16 protein-coding genes are annotated in these 15,804 nt (G+C 68.1%); 4 read left to right on the top strand and 12 right to left on the bottom strand.

Annotated features, from left to right (window positions below; genetic code table 11):
- Positions 1 to 32 precede the first annotated feature (32 nt).
- Positions 33 to 506, top strand: a complete 474-nt coding sequence (locus OWC43_RS21905) for a hypothetical protein (protein ID WP_393958310.1) — start codon at positions 33 to 35, stop codon at positions 504 to 506.
- A complete protein-coding gene (locus tag OWC43_RS21900; RefSeq protein WP_393958309.1) occupies positions 503 to 1,600 on the top strand; it encodes a 2'-deoxycytidine 5'-triphosphate deaminase in 1,098 nt (365 codons plus the stop codon). Before OWC43_RS21905 ends, OWC43_RS21900 begins: the two co-directional genes overlap by 4 nt.
- Positions 1,601 to 1,704: 104 nt before the next feature.
- Here OWC43_RS21900 and OWC43_RS21895 read toward each other — a convergent pair whose 3' ends face one another.
- The 12 genes from OWC43_RS21895 to OWC43_RS21840 form a co-directional block, all read right to left on the bottom strand.
- Entirely contained in the window at positions 1,705 to 2,505 is an 801-nt protein-coding gene (locus OWC43_RS21895; protein WP_393958617.1) for a DUF1194 domain-containing protein, read from the bottom strand.
- 122 nt (positions 2,506 to 2,627) lie between these two features.
- Complete coding sequence (locus tag OWC43_RS21890) at positions 2,628 to 3,047, bottom strand: hypothetical protein (RefSeq protein ID WP_393958308.1); 420 nt, start codon at positions 3,045 to 3,047, stop codon at positions 2,628 to 2,630.
- A 278-nt stretch (positions 3,048 to 3,325) separates the two neighbouring features.
- Positions 3,326 to 4,066 (bottom strand): 6-phosphogluconolactonase, encoded by a 741-nt coding sequence (pgl, locus tag OWC43_RS21885; protein ID WP_393958307.1) that lies wholly within the window; start codon positions 4,064 to 4,066, stop codon positions 3,326 to 3,328.
- Positions 4,063 to 5,055: a phosphogluconate dehydrogenase (NAD(+)-dependent, decarboxylating) gene (gene gnd, locus OWC43_RS21880; RefSeq protein WP_137828211.1), complete on the bottom strand. Its 993-nt coding sequence runs from the start codon at positions 5,053 to 5,055 to the stop codon at positions 4,063 to 4,065. Before gnd ends, pgl begins: the two co-directional genes overlap by 4 nt.
- 286 nt (positions 5,056 to 5,341) lie before the next feature.
- Positions 5,342 to 6,937 (bottom strand): cytochrome c, encoded by a 1,596-nt coding sequence (locus tag OWC43_RS21875; protein WP_393958306.1) that lies wholly within the window; start codon positions 6,935 to 6,937, stop codon positions 5,342 to 5,344.
- Between the two features lie 136 nt (positions 6,938 to 7,073).
- Positions 7,074 to 7,337, bottom strand: coding sequence for a hypothetical protein (locus OWC43_RS21870; protein ID WP_393958305.1), 264 nt, complete (start codon positions 7,335 to 7,337; stop codon positions 7,074 to 7,076).
- Position 7,338: 1 nt separating this feature from the next.
- Positions 7,339 to 7,827, bottom strand: a complete 489-nt coding sequence (locus tag OWC43_RS21865) for a TspO/MBR family protein (RefSeq protein ID WP_393958616.1) — start codon at positions 7,825 to 7,827, stop codon at positions 7,339 to 7,341.
- A gap of 5 nt (positions 7,828 to 7,832) precedes the next feature.
- Entirely contained in the window at positions 7,833 to 9,026 is a 1,194-nt protein-coding gene (locus OWC43_RS21860; RefSeq protein ID WP_393958304.1) for a geranylgeranyl diphosphate reductase, read from the bottom strand.
- 3 nt (positions 9,027 to 9,029) lie between these two features.
- Positions 9,030 to 10,385, bottom strand: a complete 1,356-nt coding sequence (locus OWC43_RS21855; RefSeq protein ID WP_393958302.1) for a BCD family MFS transporter — start codon at positions 10,383 to 10,385, stop codon at positions 9,030 to 9,032.
- Entirely contained in the window at positions 10,382 to 11,269 is an 888-nt protein-coding gene (gene chlG, locus OWC43_RS21850; protein WP_137828205.1) for a chlorophyll synthase ChlG, read from the bottom strand. Before chlG ends, OWC43_RS21855 begins: the two co-directional genes overlap by 4 nt.
- 115 nt (positions 11,270 to 11,384) lie before the next feature.
- The gene (gene ppsR / locus OWC43_RS21845; protein WP_393958615.1) at positions 11,385 to 12,836 is read right to left on the bottom strand and encodes a transcriptional regulator PpsR; all 1,452 of its coding nucleotides are present in this window, start codon (positions 12,834 to 12,836) and stop codon (positions 11,385 to 11,387) included.
- A 44-nt stretch (positions 12,837 to 12,880) separates the two neighbouring features.
- The gene (locus OWC43_RS21840; protein WP_393958301.1) at positions 12,881 to 13,768 is read right to left on the bottom strand and encodes a B12-binding domain-containing protein; all 888 of its coding nucleotides are present in this window, start codon (positions 13,766 to 13,768) and stop codon (positions 12,881 to 12,883) included.
- Positions 13,769 to 14,023: 255 nt separating this feature from the next.
- On the opposite strand from OWC43_RS21840, the gene bchF reads away from it, so the two are divergent.
- Both bchF and OWC43_RS21830 read left to right on the top strand, forming a co-directional pair.
- On the top strand, positions 14,024 to 14,527 hold the full coding sequence (gene bchF / locus OWC43_RS21835) for a 2-vinyl bacteriochlorophyllide hydratase (protein WP_393958300.1): 504 nt from the start codon (positions 14,024 to 14,026) through the stop codon (positions 14,525 to 14,527).
- Positions 14,524 to 15,804: a ferredoxin:protochlorophyllide reductase (ATP-dependent) subunit N gene (locus OWC43_RS21830; protein WP_393958298.1), complete on the top strand. Its 1,281-nt coding sequence runs from the start codon at positions 14,524 to 14,526 to the stop codon at positions 15,802 to 15,804. Before bchF ends, OWC43_RS21830 begins: the two co-directional genes overlap by 4 nt.

Raw genomic sequence — 15,804 nt, 5'->3', positions numbered from 1 at the left:
GGGCAACAGGCCGGTAAGCCGGCGGAGAGACTGTGCCGAACGTATCGCCGAACGCTTCGCATGCCGTGGCCGCCGCGGCGCGGCGCCCGCCGCTGTCGGACGCCATCGGCTCTCTCGTCACTGTTGCCGTCGCGCTGTTGTTCGCGTGGTGGCATCCGGCCCAGAATCGTTGGGCGGCGCTCGGCCTCATCCTCGCCGTGCTTCTCGATGCCGGCGCACGGGTGATCGTCCGGCTGGTCAAGGCTCGCACCGGCGTCTCGGCCGATTTTCAGGGCGTGGCCTCGCCGTTACTGATGCTGGGCCGGGCCGTGTGGATCGGCGGCCTGCTCGTCGCAGGCGGATCGTGGCTGAGGCCGGACCTGTTTCCGCTTCTCGCCTGCACGCTGGCGGGCCTCGTGGCCATGGGGGCCTGTGCCCGCATCGCCTCGGCGCGGATGGTGACCGTCCTCGACGCGGCCGAGCGGGAAGCCGCGCAGGACAAGACGGACGGGAGGGGGACGCGATGAGCGAAGACGTCACGGGGCGCCACGGCGGCATCCTTCCGGCGCAGGCCATTGCCGCGATGACACAGGCCGGGGCGATCCTTCCGGCCACCCCTTACGCATCGGATCAGATTCAGCCCGCCAGTCTCGACCTCCGGCTCGGGCGCCGCGCCTATCGGGTTCGCACCAGCTTCCTCCCCGGCAGTGGGCGACCGGTTTCCGCCTGTATCGACGCGCTCTCGCTGCACGAAATCGACCTCAGCGAGGGGGCGGTGCTGGAAACCGGCTGCGTCTACATCGCCGAACTTCAGGAAAGTCTCGCATTGTCGCCCGATCTGAGCGCCGGCGCCAATCCCAAGAGCTCGACCGGTCGCATCGACGTCTTCACGCGCGTGATCACCGACCGGGCCAGCGCCTTCGACCAGATCGAGGCGGGCTATCGCGGGCCGCTCTACGCCGAGATTTCGCCCCGCACCTTTCCGGTGCGGGTACGGACCGGATCGCGGCTGTCGCAGGTGCGGTTTCGTTCGGGCGAGCCGCGGCTGAGCCTGGAGGATCTCTCGGCGCTCCATGCCCGCGACCCGCTGGTCGATGTGGCAAGCCCTTCGCTGCACGGGGGGGTCGCGGTGTCGGTCGATCTCGCCGGCTTCGGCGGCCTGATCGGCTACCGCGCCAAGCGTCATACCGGGCTGATCGACGTGGACAGACCGGCGGCGCACCGGACCGCCGATTTCTGGGAGCCGCTCCCCGCCGACGGCACACGCACCCTCATCCTCGATCCGGGCCAGTTCTACATCTTGGCCTCGAAGGAAGCCGTGCGCGTTCCGGCCGACCATGCCGCCGAGATGGTGCCGTTCGATCCCCTCGTGGGCGAATTCCGCGTCCATTATGCGGGCTTCTTCGATCCCGGCTTCGGCCTCGGCGAGGCCGGCGGTGCCGGAGCGCGGGCGGTTCTGGAGGTACGCTCCCGCGACGTCCCGTTTCTCCTCGAAGACGGCCAGATCGTCGGCCGCCTCGTCTACGAGCGGATGGTAGAACGGCCCGCGACCCTCTACGGCGCGGGCGCCGGCTCGAACTATCAGGCGCAGGGACTGAAGCTGTCCAAACACTTCGCGTGAGCGGATCGGGCCGCGTTATACCATTTTCGCCAGGGTCGTATCCTCCGTGCCTTTGCAGGGAGTTGAAGGTCGCTCGTACGGACTCACAAGCTTTTTGAAGTGCCTCACCGGCTCGCCACGCTGCCCTTTCCGTTCACCGGATCGGTCGGGGCCAGCCCGCTGATTTCCATCACGAATTTCTGCCGCAGCGCCCGCGCGAAGTCGCCGTAGCCGCGGGCGGCGAGGAGGAAGCTGCCGGGCCCGCCGACGATGTGCTCCCGGTACCACGCGTCGAGCGTCGTGCCGTCGCGATAGGTCTGACGTGGCAGCTCGCGGAGCCCGTATCCTGGAGCGCGATAAGCGCCGACGCCGACCACGTCGTTCTCCCCAGGCACGAGGATCGGCAGGCCATTGATGGTGGTGCCCGCGGCGAGCAGCGCGTCGCGCTCCGTGTGGATCGCGTCCACATCGCTGCAATTGTCGATGCCGTCGCCCGACACATCGATCACGACCCGGTCGGCCGGGACGGGCAGGCGCGGCACCACACTGGACGAGACGGTGCGCAGCATCTGTCCCACACAGGTGAATTCGCCGGGGATGTGCGGCACGGCCCGCACCAGCACCGCGGTCGCGGCAGCGTCGGCCTTCGTGGCGATCCGGCGCCAATCGACCGCGAGCCGTGCCCCATCGGCCCAAGTCACGAGGGCGAAATAGATTCCGCCGGAATTGGCCTGGATCGCGGACAGCACCGTCGGGTCTTCGAGGGCTTCGGCGATGCCCTCCATCTGCAGGTGGTAGCGGGTCTCATCGACCGAGCCCGAGATGTCCACCGAGACGACGAGGGCGGTGGCAACGCTCTCCTCGGCCGAAAAGGCCGATGTCCCGAGCATGAGACCGAGCAGGGTCAGAGCCGCGGCGCACCACATTCGCCCAGCCCCGATCGATTGGATCGCCACACCCGTCTCCCGCCCCATTCACCGAAAACTTAGCTGAAGGCCGCGGCCGGCAAAACCGGACAGAAGTCGAGCCGACGGCCTCGGGCGGGTCGTCAGAATTGACCGGCGATCCGGGGGGAAGGCGGTCGCGCCGACGTCCTCCCGGGAGACGGCGTCGGCGTTTCCGCGATGGCCAGCGGCTCGAACGCCTCGGCCTCGACTTCGAGGACGGGCAATGGGCCGAGTTCGGGTTTGGGCTTCACCGCCGCCGCGTGAGGGGATGGAGGCGACGTGACCGGGATCGGGTCGGGCGTCTCCGGGGCGCGCAGAACCGGCAGATCCGCCGCGGCGGTTTGCACGGGAGGCGCCGAGGATTGCGAGGAAGGGGGCGGCGCGACACCGACGATACGGGCCGCCGGCAGCGTCTTCATCGCGACGGGCGTCACCGGTTCGGACACGGCCGTCGCCGGGAATCGGGCGGTGAGGGTGATGGCGGCCGACAGCGACAGGACGGCGAGGCTCGGCCCGACCAACCATCTCGCCAAACGACCACGCGCCCGGGGCGACTTCAGGGGTCCAAGCCGTACGGTCTGGCTGCGCAACCGCAACGGCTGACGCCGGGGCAGCGTCCAGCGATCCGGCTCGACAGCGAAATCCATTCCCGACACGGCACGCCCCTTTGCTTCGCCGGATGCAGGATTAACCCACCGGAAAGATCCGCGGCGAAATTGGGGCGAAACTGTTGTAGGCGCTCGAATATCGCAATTTTTGCCGGACGCACTGCACGATTTTTGTGAGCCGTTGATCTTTGTTAGGCCGATACATCCTCAGCGGCGTCGCGGTCGATGAACCACGAGAGTTCACCGGCGCTCGCAACATGGGCCGCTGGAAGATACTCGCCCCGGCTCAGGCGCAAGAGCGGGTCGCGCTTGGCGGCGCCGTTGACGAGGAAGAGGATCGAGCGCGTGGAGGCGAGTGTCGGGAAGGTCAGGGTGATGCGGGGCACGTAGGGCTCCATTCCGGCCTCCGGGACGGGAGCCACCCAAGCCACGCGCTCGTCGAGGGCGGGCTTTCCCGGAAACAGCGAGGCGGTGTGGCCGTCGCTGCCGAGCCCCAGCAGGACGAGATCGAACAGGGGTCTTGCCGGATCGAGGGCTTCGGCGCCGTAGAAGTCCTTGAGCACCGCCTCGTAGGCGCGGGCGCCCGCTTCAGCACCCTCATCGGAGGGAATGAAGTGCAGATGGGTCGGCGGCAACGGCGCCGCGTGGCCGAACGCCTCCCGGACCATGCGCACATTGCTGAGCGGGTCGTCCCAGGGCACCACCCGGTCATCGCCGAAGAACCAGTGGACCCGCTCCCACGGCACACGCTCGACGAAGCCGGGGGAGGCCAGCAGGGCATAGAGACGCTTGGGAGTCGATCCGCCCGATAGGCACACCGCCGCGTGCTCTCCGGATGCGCGCGTGACCGCGGCGATGAGATGCTCGGCAGCAGCATGGGCGGTCGCCTCGGCGTCCGCCATCAATCGGGTGTTGGGCGGGAGGGGAATCACGGCGCCGGTCCGCGACGCGGCGGCTCCTGATGGCCGCCGAAGCCCTTCCGCATCGCCGAGAGCAGCTTATCGGCATAGCTCGCATCCTCGCGGGACCGGAATCGCCGATAGAGCGCGCTCGACAGAACAGTGGCCGGGACCGCCTCTTCGATGGCGGCGTTGATCGTCCAGCGTCCTTCGCCGGAATCCTCGACATAGCCGGAGAAGCCGTCGAGCGTCTCATCGCCGGCGAGCGCCGTCGCGGTGAGGTCGAGAAGCCAGGACGAGACGACGCTGCCGCGTCGCCAGACTTCGGCGATGTCACCGAGATTGAGGTCGAAGCGCCGCTCCTCGGGGACTTGCGTGGAATTGGCATGCTTGAGGATGTCGAAGCCCTCGGCATAGGCCTGCATCAGCCCGTACTCGATGCCGTTATGGATCATCTTGACGAAATGGCCTGCACCGCTCGGACCGGCATGAATATAGCCGAGCTCGGCGCGGGGATCGCGATTGTCCCGTCCCAGCGTGCGCGGAATGTCGCCGAGGCCCGGTGCCAGGGTGCGAAAGATCGGGTCGAGGCGATCGACCGCCTCCTTGTGACCGCCGATCATCATGCAATAGCCACGCTCCAGGCCCCAGACGCCTCCGGACGTGCCGACATCGACGTAGTGAATACCCTTGGCGTCGAGCTCGCGGGCTCGGCGCACATCGTCTTGGTAGAAGGAATTGCCGCCGTCGATGATGCAATCGTCGGCCTTCATGAGCGCGCCGAGCTTCGTCACCGTCTCTTCGGTGATCGCGCCGGCGGGAAGCATGACCCAGGCGGTGCGCGGAGCCTCAAGCTTGTCAACGAGATCGTCCAAACTCTCTGCGGGCGTCGCCCCCTCGGCGGCGAGCGCTTGCACCGCAGCCGGGTCCCGGTCGAACACCACCGCTTTGTGCCCGTCCCGCAGGAGGCGGCGGACGATGTTGCCGCCCATCCGGCCGAGGCCGATCATGCCGATTTGCATCCGCGCGCACTCCCATCGGGTTGCCGCCCCTTACGGCGGCGGACCCTTCAGGGAGCGGCTCGCCGTCCGACGGGACGGTGCGGTTCGCCGTTCGAACGTTTCGGCATAGCTCGCGTTCCCCTCGGCGTCGCCGGGACCGCCATGCGTCGGGATCGGCCCTGAGCCACGCTGATGGGCTTGGCCTCACCGGCAGCGACGGGGCGGCATCGGCGAATCGTCGGGACGGGGCAGGAGAGCACGCCGCGAAAGAGCGCTCCCGGTTCGACGCGCCCACCCCGGCAGCACGTCACTGCTTCATCGGGCTCGCGCCGGTCGCCGGCGGCTGACCCGAATCGGCGCTCGCCTGCTTCTCGGGATGCTTGATCTGGCTATAGGCGAGGTTGGAGAAGGAGCCGATCCGGGCCGACCAGCTCAGCTTGCCGTCTCCCGGCTCGTCGCGGGCCGCCTGGCAGAAGGCGGTGGTCAGCCCGTTGACGATGTCGTCGTCCTTCGCGCCCGCGGCGGCAGCCTTCACCTTGGGGACGATCGTGGCGAGCTTTGGAATGAAGTCGCTCGACGTGAGCCCCTTCAACTCGGCGACCACGCCGTTCTCCTCGATCGCCTTCCGCACCGGCTCCTGCTCGATCTCCGCGCAGGGCGCGGTGCCGGCGAGCATGGTTTGCGTGGCGGCCTTGGCCTCCGAGACGGCGCTGCCGGAATTCATCACCGGCGCCTTGTTGCCCCAGGAATTGCGGATGTAATCGGTTACGTCCTTGACCTGCTGCTCGGTCATGTCCTGACCGATGGCCGGCATCGGCGCGTAGCCGCTCTGGGCGGCGAGCCCGCCATAGATGACGCGCAGCACCGTCTGCGGGCCCGCCGACTGAACCGAGGTGTTACCGGCGAGCGCCGGAATCGCCCCCTCGACGCCCTTGCCGTCGGGACGGTGGCAGGACGAGCAGTAGGAGAGATAGACATCCGCACCCGGCGCGCCCGGCTGGTTGAAGGCCTGAAGGTCCTTCTCCTTGTAGGTCTGCTTGGCCGGCACCGTGCGGAGATACGCGACCATCGCCTGCAGGTCGGCATCGGTCATCTTGGACAGCGATTCCTCGATGGTCTGACGCATCGGGCCCGCCGCGACGCCGGGACGGCTGCCGGGCGCGGTACCGGTCTTGAGGTAGGTGACGACCTCCGCATCTGACCAAGCACCGATGCCCTGGTGCCCGTCCGGCGTGATGTTCGGCGCGTACCATCCGTCGATGACGCCGCCGCCGAGCTTGCCCGCGAGGCTCGAATTGCCGACGATCTTGCGTTCGTTGTGGCACATCCCGCAATGACCCAGCCCCTCGACGAGGTAGGCGCCGCGATTCACTTCCTCGCTCGCATTCGGATCCGGTTTGAAACGCGCCTCGGTGAAGAAGGCGGTGCGCCACGTGATGAGCGCGGTGCGAATGTTGAACGGGAAGGGGATCTGGCTCTCCTTCCGCTTCTCGTTCACCGGCTGAAGCGACTTGAGGTAAGCGAAGATCGCTTTCGTGTCCTCGTCGCTGACCTTGGTGTACCAAGCAAACGGGAAGGCCGGATACAGGTATTCGCCTTCGTCGCCGATGCCGTGGCGGAACGCCTTCTCGAACGTGTCGTAATCCCATTTGCCGATGCCGGTCTCCGGATCCGGCGTCAGGTTCGGCGTCATGATGAGGCCGATCGGGGTGTTGAGGCCGTAATTGCCGGCAAAAGGCTTGCCACCGGGCGCGGTGTGACAGGCCACGCAATCGCCCGCCGTCACAAGGTATTCGCCGCGCTTGATCAGATCCGCATCGCCCGCCTGAGCGAGGGCCGGCCCGGCCGCGAAGAGGGCGGCGAAGGCGAGCCAGCCGGGGCCGCGTACGGTGCGTCGTGTCATGAACCCGGTCTCCCGAAAGGTGACGACCCCGGCCTCGTTTGTTCTTATTCTCAGTCTAGGAACGGGCTCGCAACGCGAGTCAGTCCCGGTTGTTCCAGTTCTTACGCTCACAGCCCCGCGATCTTAAGCGGGGTGTTCAGCGAAATCTGATCATCATTTCCGTGAGATGCGCGAAAAGCGCGGCAAGGAGCCACGCCGCCACCATCGCCCAGTCCGCGCCGGTCAGCGCCGCCCGGACAGCCAGCATCAGCGCTGCGCCAGACGCGAGATTCGAGAGCAGGGCGCCCGTTGATGGGCCGCGCCCGGAAAACAGCTTCAGGCTCACGAGAGCCAGCGCCTCGACGGCGACGAGGACGACGATGATGTCGACGATGCGCCCACTGGCGAAAAGGTCCGCCATCTCACGCGCCCCGGGCATGCGGGTTGAGCCGCACGATGGTGAGATTGAGACAGGCGGCGACGCTGACCCAGGCGAGGTAGGGCAGGTTCAGCAGGCCCGCGATCGGCGAGGCGTGGCCGATCGTCAGGGCGAGGGCGACGATGGAGAGCCAGAGCAATCCAACCTCGACCAAGGCCCAGTCCGGCCGGCGCAGGCGGAAGAAGATCCAGCTCCAGGCGATGTTGAGGACGCTGTTGACCGTGAACACCGCGACGAGCCGCGTCCGTGCGGCGGGCTCCGGGTCGGCGTTCCAGGCCAGCACCGCCGAGGTCGCCGTGAGCGCGATGATGACGCTCCAGATCGGCCCGAAGGCCCAATCCGGCGGCTTCCAGGCCGGGAAGCGCAGGGCGAAGTACCAAGCATCGGTGCGCGTGGCCACTCCACCCGCCACGGCGACGGCGAGCGCCGCGAAGGCGGTGACGAGGGCCGGACCCCATTCGCCCGCGAACATCGTCGTCACGGCGAAACCCAGCGGAACAGATGCGCCAGATCCTTGAAGAAGATGCGCGCATGGGCCGCCGGTTTGGCGCGGACCAGTTCCTTGTTCATGTAGGCGTCCCAGGTGAGTTGCTGGACATCCTTGTCCTTGCAGATGGAGACGAAGCGCTCCCTCAGCCCATCGCTGCGGTACCAGACCCACTGCATCATCCCGAGGATCCAGAACACGCGCCCGTGCAGGCGCATGAACGACTTCCGCGCGCTCGCCAGCGCCCGCGCGTCGCCGGTCGCCAGGAAGGCCTCGGCCGCCTGCGCGGAGAGCCGGCCGCCGAGCATCGCGTAGTAGATCCCTTCGCCCGAGGCCGGGGCGACGACCCCGGCCGCGTCGCCGGCCAGCAGGACGTCGCGGCCGTTGTCCCACCGCTTCAGCGGCTTCAGGGGAATCGGCGCCCCCTCGCGGCGGACCGTCTCGCACGCATCGAGTCCGGTTGCGGCGCGCAGATCGCGGATCGCCGAACGCAGCGAGAAGCCCTTCTGCATGCTGCCGGTGCCGATGCTCATCGTGTCGCCGTGGGGGAAGATCCAGGCATAGAAGTCCGGCGAGAGGCGGCCCTGGTAATAGACATCGCAGCGCGTTCCGTCGTGCGCCTCGGCGGAAGGGCTGCGGACAATCTCGTGATAGGCGAAGACTTGGCGCATCTTCGCGTGGCCCGGTATCTCGGCCCGGCCGACCGGTGATGTGGCTCCATCGGCGCCGACGACGAGGCGGGCTCTCACCGCAACTGCGGGACCGTCCTTGCCCTCCCGATAATGCACTGTCGCGAGGTTCGCCTCGTCGCGGGTGATGCGCTCGAACACGCCATCGCGGCACTCGGCGCCGGCAAGCCGGGCGCGGTCCCGCAGCCACGGATCGAAGTGAGCGCGATCGACCATGCCGACGAAGCCGTCGCCCACCGGCATGTCCACATGGCGCTCGCTCGGGGCGATCATCCGGGCGCTGCGAATGCGGGCCAGCAGCAGCTCGTCGGGGATCGCGAAATCGCGGATCAGGCGAGGCGGAACCGCGCCGCCGCAGGGCTTGATCCGACCCGCCCGGTCGAGAAGCAGGACCCGGCGACCGCCGCGCGCCAGATCGGTCGCCGCGGTCGCCCCCGCCGGGCCGCCGCCCACCACCACGACGTCGAAGAGATCGGAAGCGCCGTGGTGGGTCATGGGCTACCTCGCGTCGAAACCGGGGGTGAGGTGGAACGAAGCCGTCTGCGTCAGCGGGTTGGCGCGTCTTCCGACGGAAGCGTGCTCGACCCGCAGCGCGATCAGCATGGCGACGATGAAGAGCACGCCCTCCGCCGCGAAGACGACCGCGTAGGCGGTGACCGGCTCCGTGGCGACGAGGCGTGCGAGATCGACGGCGAGCGTACCGAGGAAGCCGCCGGCGCCGAAGGCGACGCCTTGGGCGGCGCCCCATACCCCCATGCGGGTGCCGCGTTCCGCCTCGCCGCCGCGTCCCGCGAGGGCCATCATCGAGCCGATGGCCGCCACCGCGTAGACGCCGTTGCCGAAGCCGAGCGCGGCCACCGCCGCCCGCAGCGGAAATTCGGGTCCGATGGGTCCGCCCAGGGCGATCGCCCCGAGCGCGAGCGCCGAGAGCGCGCAGCCGATGGCGGTCCAGACCTTGAGCGAGCCGAGGATCGGGCCGCCGACGAAGACCGTGATGCCGGCGACGATCAGCATGCCGGCCAATACTCCGCCGTGCTGAAGCCCCGCGAGCTTCGTCGTCGCCCCCGGACTCATGGCGAAGACGAGCCCGGCATAGGGTTCGAGGATCAGTTCCTGCGCGCTGTAGGCCAGCATCGAGACGAAGATGAAGACCGTGAAGCGCCGTGCCGCCGGCTCGGCCAGCACCTGCGCCAGCACGGCGCGGAACGGCGGCTTCTCGGTCTGTTGAGGAGGGCTCGCGGCGGGGCGACGCGGCTCGAGACCGATCACGGCCAGGGCGGCCACCGCGAAGGCCACGAGGGAGACGGTGCCGGAGACCGCGACGAGCCGAGGCCCCGAGAAGGGATCGAGGAAGTGACCGGCGAGCGGCGCGGTAACCGCGAAGCCGGCGATCATCATCACCCAGACGATGGTGGCGGCTGCGCCACGACGGCTCGATTCGACACCCGTCGCCAGCAGCACGAGGAGATTGGTGCCCGCAGCGCCAGCTCCCATGCCGACGAGCAGGAAGGCGGCGACCGCCAGCGTCAGGCCCGCAGACAGGGAGGTCTCGGCGAGCGCCGTCGCGACGGCTGCGCCGAAGCCGCCCAGGCACAGGGCCGCCATGCCGCCGACGATCCAGGGCGTGCGCCGCCCGCCGATATCCGAGCCGTAGCCCCAGCGCGGGCGCAGGACTTGGGCCGCGTAATGGAGGGCGACCAAGGCGCCCGGCACCAGGGCGGGCAGCGCCAGCTCGACCACCATGACCCGGTTGATCGTCGAGGTCATCAACACGATGACGGCTCCGAGCGCCGTCTGAACGAGGCCGAGCCGGACGATCTGGAGCCAGGAGAAGGAGGAGGGTTGGCTGGTCATGGCACGACCCCTTGCACGAGGGGCCGCAGGGCGAAAGCCGCGACCAGCATGCCGAGGACGTAGAGGGTTGTGCCGGTGCCGTTGTACCAAGCGGCCCGAGCCCGCGGATCCTTCAGGAAATGCGCCATCAGGCCCAGCTGTCCGGCGAGCAGGAGGCCGACCGCCCCGGCATGCCAGGGTCGATCCCAGCTGAGCAGGAGAGAGACCACCAGGGTCTGCGGCAAGGCCATCACGAGGCAGGCGAAGAGGGCGGCGTAGCGCGGTCCCATCTGCACCGGGATCGACCGCAGGCCGAGCGCCCGGTCCCCCTCGACCGACTTGAAGTCGTTGAGGGTCATGATGCCGTGGGCGCCGATCGCGTAGAGGAGCGCCACGGTCACGACCCGTCCGTCCGGCATCGCGGCCGCCATCACGGCGGCCCCGGTGAACCACGGAAGACCCTCGTAGCAGAGCCCGCAGGCGGCGTTGCCCCACCAGCCGTTCCGTTTCAGCCGGATCGGGGGCGCCGAGTAGATCCAGGCCAGGACGAGTCCGAACAGGGCGGCCCCGAGAATCCAGGGCCCCAGCATGGCAGCGACGACGAGGGACAGGAACGTCCAGCCCCCCGCGAGGTAGAGCCCCCAGCGCCCTGGGATACGACCGGAGGGAATGGGGCGGTTCGGCTCGTTGATGGCGTCGACGTCCCGGTCGAACCAATCATTCGCGGCCTGACTCGTGGCGCAAACCAGCGGACCCGCGAGCACAACCCCTGCGGCGATCACCGGCCATTGTCCTGACGGCGCTTGGCCGGATGAGACGACACCGCAGGCAAAGGCCCACATCGGTGCGAACCAAGTGATCGGCTTGAGAAGCTCGACGACTGCGCTTGGTGCGGGCGTGGCCATGCCGGAAGCTAGTGGCCCGCCGCTGCATGTGTCAACATAACTTTACATGTTTGGGAGGAATTTCAGATGACAACCGCTACGTGACATAGCTGCATTATACTTCATATCGCTTGCGTCAGGCGTCGTCGTCCGGCGGAGTTTCCGTATCGCCGGTATCAAGATCACCGATGCCGTAACGGCGCATCTTGGCATAGAGGCCCTGTCTGCTGAGACCGAGCATCTCGGCCGCCGAGGCGCGATTGTCGCGGGTGATGCGCAGGGCCGCCTCGATACAGAGCTTCTCGATAAGGTCGGTCGTCTCGCGGACCAACGCCTTCATGGAGACCCGCCCCACCAACTCGGTCATCTGCTCGACGGAGCGCGGCAGTTCGTGCCCGCCGGAATGGACCGGCGCGGCTCGGCGCGGCGTCGCCCGAATGGTGAAGCCGAGGCAGGGTTGTTCGGCGGACGGCGCGGAGACCGCCGCGACCTCCACGTCTTCCAGCGACCCGTAATCGCCTCGCATCACCGTCGAGAAGTGGCGCACGGAGCCGTGCTCGCGCAACGTCGCGAACAGGGCCAGCGTCTCCGTCTCCTCACGCCCGAGCCAACGGTCGAGCGGTTGACCGCGTACCTGCTCCTCGGTCGCAAGCTGTACGAGATCGAGAAAGGCGGTGTTCGCCGTGAGAATACGCCGAGCCGGATCGGTGACGACGAAGCCTTCGGGCATACGCCGGATCACGTCGAGAGCGCCCCCGTCCGTCGCGAGCTGCCCCGCACGGGCTGCGGCGAGGGGGGAGAGACGCAGCAGGATCGAGGTCGAGCCCTCGCTGCGGAACAGGGACGCCGAGACGCGGGTCTCGCCGCGGCCTCCGGTGAGTCGCACCACGACATCCCCCGCCTGGCCCGACGTGCGGAGGCCGGCGAACAAAGCGGCGATGTCGCGGGTGGCGGTGACCTCGAACAGATCGGCCACGTCCTGACCGAGGATCCGCTTGTGCGGGCGGCCGAGAAGACGGGCCGCGGCCGGGTTCGCCTCGCTGACGCGCCGCGTTCCGGCATCCGCCACGAGCACCGGCTCGCCCGATAGCTGGAACAGCAGTTTGTAGCGGGTCTCGGCGGAACGAAGCCGATCGTAATCCCGCTCCAGCGCCTGCTGCGTATCGGCGAGCCGCCTCTGCAGGCCTGCCAGGGTGCGCAGATCCTGGCCCACCACGATGATGGGGCCGTCTTTCTGGGGCCGAAGGCCGGCATAGCGGATCGGTACGTCGGGGCCGTTCCGGGACGGATGATTGACCTGCCGCCAGCGCGTCATCGTCCCGGCGGCGGCGTCGCGCAGGAGCGCATCGATCTTCGGTCGGCTCTCCACGGTGACGGTGTCGACCCAGGCGCGACCGCGCCACGAGGCGATGTCCTCCGATTCGAAATCCAACGCCGCGGTGGCCGTCTCCTGAATCACCCCGTCGCTACCGACGATCAGCGAGATGTCGCTCGTTGCCGCAAGAAGGATCCCGGCCGCCTCGCTGTCGAGGAGGCTGGCCGCCTGTTGCAGCGCCGGGGACGGCGTCTGCGGGGAATGGCTCGCCAAGCTGCTCAAGATCACCGCTTCGTGAAGACGCGAAAGAGGTCCTTTCAACAGGCCCGGGACCGCATTTCAAGCAAGCTCTCGGAAATCAAGGGGGCAAGGCGGCCATCCTCAGCCGTCGCGTCGGCGCCGACGAGGCCGACGTGATCGGGATGACGCACGAAATACGGCCCGCCGACCAGGATTCGGAGAGCCGGATTGCGAGATGCCGAGCGCAGCGCCGCGATGGTCTGAGAGAGAATCGGAAAGAGCACGTCGCAGGACAGCGTGAGGCCGATCACGTCGAACCATTCGCGGGCGACGAGTTCCGTTGGGTCGAGGCCTGGATCGAGGCCGGCGGTCGTGACGTCCCAGCCCGATTCGCGAAAGATGCCGGCCAGTACCGCGAGGCAGAACACGTGCGTTTCGCCGGGACACGGCAGGATCAGGATGCTCCGATCCTGCGGTGTAACCGACTCATCTCCGAAACGAGCGCAGAGATCGCGCACCACAGCCTGGAGCCGTCCGAGCGCCACCGTGACCTCGACGAAATCGCACGTGTCGTCTTCCCATAGCTGACCGAGCTGTCGCGCAGCCGGGGTCAGCAACTCGACGAGAACGCTTTCCAGCGTCAGGCCTTCGTCGAGGAAACGCAGCAAATGGATCGTGAGGTCGCCCTCAACCCGGGAGAGCAGAAGATCACACAGCCGCTCGATGTCTTCGTTCGTCGGCTGCCGGTCCCTCGCGGCGGGCGGAAGGGCCGTTCGCCCGCGATGGACGAGCATCAGGCGCGGCAGGATCTCGGCTTCGACAACACTTGCGAGCCGTCGGCGCATCCGTTCGCCGTCCGGCTGGAAATCGAAGGCGGAAACCGTGAGCGCCTCGCCTGCACCACCGCATTCGCGTGGCGAGGCAGGCAACTCCAAGCGCTCGCCGAAATGCCTCCAGCCTCCCATGGGTCACTCCCAAGGCAGCAGCGCATCACGCAGATTAGTGCAGGATACCCTGTCACACCCGTTGGTCAGGTGTTGTCAGCGTCACGATACGCCTCTTCCGTGCGTTGGCAATGGCTCGAATTGAATACATTCAAAACAATTGTCAGCGGCTATGAGCGTCAAGCTGGATTGACACTTCCGCAACCCCGGGCCTAGGCTCCGGGTCGGGATGAGGCCCTGCGCAGACGGGGCCCAAGGCGAGCGGAGGCGGAGGCCATGCGGCAACGCCAGGGCCGACAGAGAGCGCTCTACACGAGCGAGGAGCGCCATCGGCGCGATGCTTCGCCTTGGACCCTGGTTCAGGGCGTGCTGGCACCGCTGCAATTTCTGGTTTTTCTGATCAGTCTCGCGCTGGTCCTGCGGACTCTCGCGACCGGAGAAGGTGCGGAAGCGGCCCATGCCTCGATCGTCGTCAAGACGCTCGTCCTCTACGCGATCATGGTGACCGGCTCGATTTGGGAGAAGGCGGTGTTCGGCCGCTACCTGTTCGCGCCGGCCTTCTACTGGGAAGACGTGTTCAGCATGCTCGTGCTGGCGCTGCACACGGCCTACCTCATCGCTCTGGCCACGCATCTTCTCGATACGAGCGGGCTCCTCGTTCTCGCGCTCGCGGCTTATGCCACCTACCTGATCAATGCCGGCCAGTTCCTGCTGAAGCTGCGGGCGGCCCGGCTCGAGGCGCCGACATCGCTGACCCTGGCCGGGGAGGGCGCTCGGTGAACGCCCACGCCCCTCTCCAGACGCACGCTGCCGCCGATTGCGGTCCCGAGATCCGGGTCGAGCGCGGCCAGCGGGCGGTGTTCTGCGGCCTCACCGGCATCGTCTGGCTGCACCGCAAGATTCAGGACGCGTTCTTCCTGGTCGTCGGCTCTCGGACCTGCGCGCACCTGATCCAGTCGGCCGCCGGTGTGATGATCTTCGCCGAGCCGCGCTTCGCGACCTCGATCATCGACGAGCGCGACCTCGCCGGCCTCGCCGACATGAACGAAGAGCTGGACCGGGTGGTCACCCGGCTGATCGAGCGACGGCCCGATATCAAGCTCCTCTTTCTCGTCGGCTCCTGCCCCTCCGAGGTGATCAAGCTCGACCTGTCGCGGGCGGCCCTGCGGCTGTCGCAACGCCTCGCGCCGGAGGTGCGGGTGCTCAACTATTCGGGCTCCGGCATCGAGACGACCTTCACCGAGGGTGAGGATGCCTGCCTCGCGGCCCTCGTCCCCAGCCTCCCCGAATCGCGGACGGCCAGCGGCGATCTGCTCGTGGTCGGCGCCCTCGCGGATGTGGTCGAGGACCAGTTCACCCGGCTCTTCGCCGAACTCGGCATCCGCGCCCACTTCCTGCCCGCGCGACGCTCCAGCGACATGCCCGCCATCGGGCGCGGCATGCCGTATCTGCTGGCCCAGCCCTTCCTCACGGCCACCGCCCGGGCGCTCGACGAGCGCGGCGCGCGTCGAATCCCGGCTCCGTTCCCGCTCGGTGCCGAGGGGACCACGCGCTGGCTTCAGGCGGCGGTCGAGGCGTTCGCTGTCGAGCCGACCCGGTTCGAGACCGTGACCGCGCCGGGGCGCGCGCGGGCCGACCGAGCGCTGGCCCGCTACCGCGAACGGCTCGCGGGCAAGCGGATGTTCTTCTTCCCCGATTCGCAGCTGGAGGTACCGCTCGCGCGCTTCCTCTCGCGCGAGCTCGGCGCCGATCTGATCGAGGTGGGAACGCCCTACCTGCATCGTGCCCATCTCGCGGCCGAACTCGAACTCCTGCCCAAGGGCACCCGAATCGTGGAGGGGCAGAGCCTCGATGACGGGCTCGACCGGTGCCGGGACGCGCGGCCGGATCTCACCGTGTGCGGTCTGGGGCTCGCCAATCCCCTGGAGGCGGAGGGGCTCTCGACCAAGTGGTCGATCGAACTGCTGTTCACGCCGATCCAGGGATACGATCAGGCGGGCGACCTCGCCGAACTCTTCGCTCGCCCGCTCCACCGCCGCACCCGGCTGGGGGTGTAG

This window comes from Methylorubrum sp. POS3 (genome assembly GCF_043352485.1).
GTDB lineage: Bacteria > Pseudomonadota > Alphaproteobacteria > Rhizobiales > Beijerinckiaceae > Methylobacterium > Methylobacterium suomiense.
Note: the sequence above shows the minus strand (reverse complement) of the source record. Positions and strands in the feature narration are given on the sequence as shown.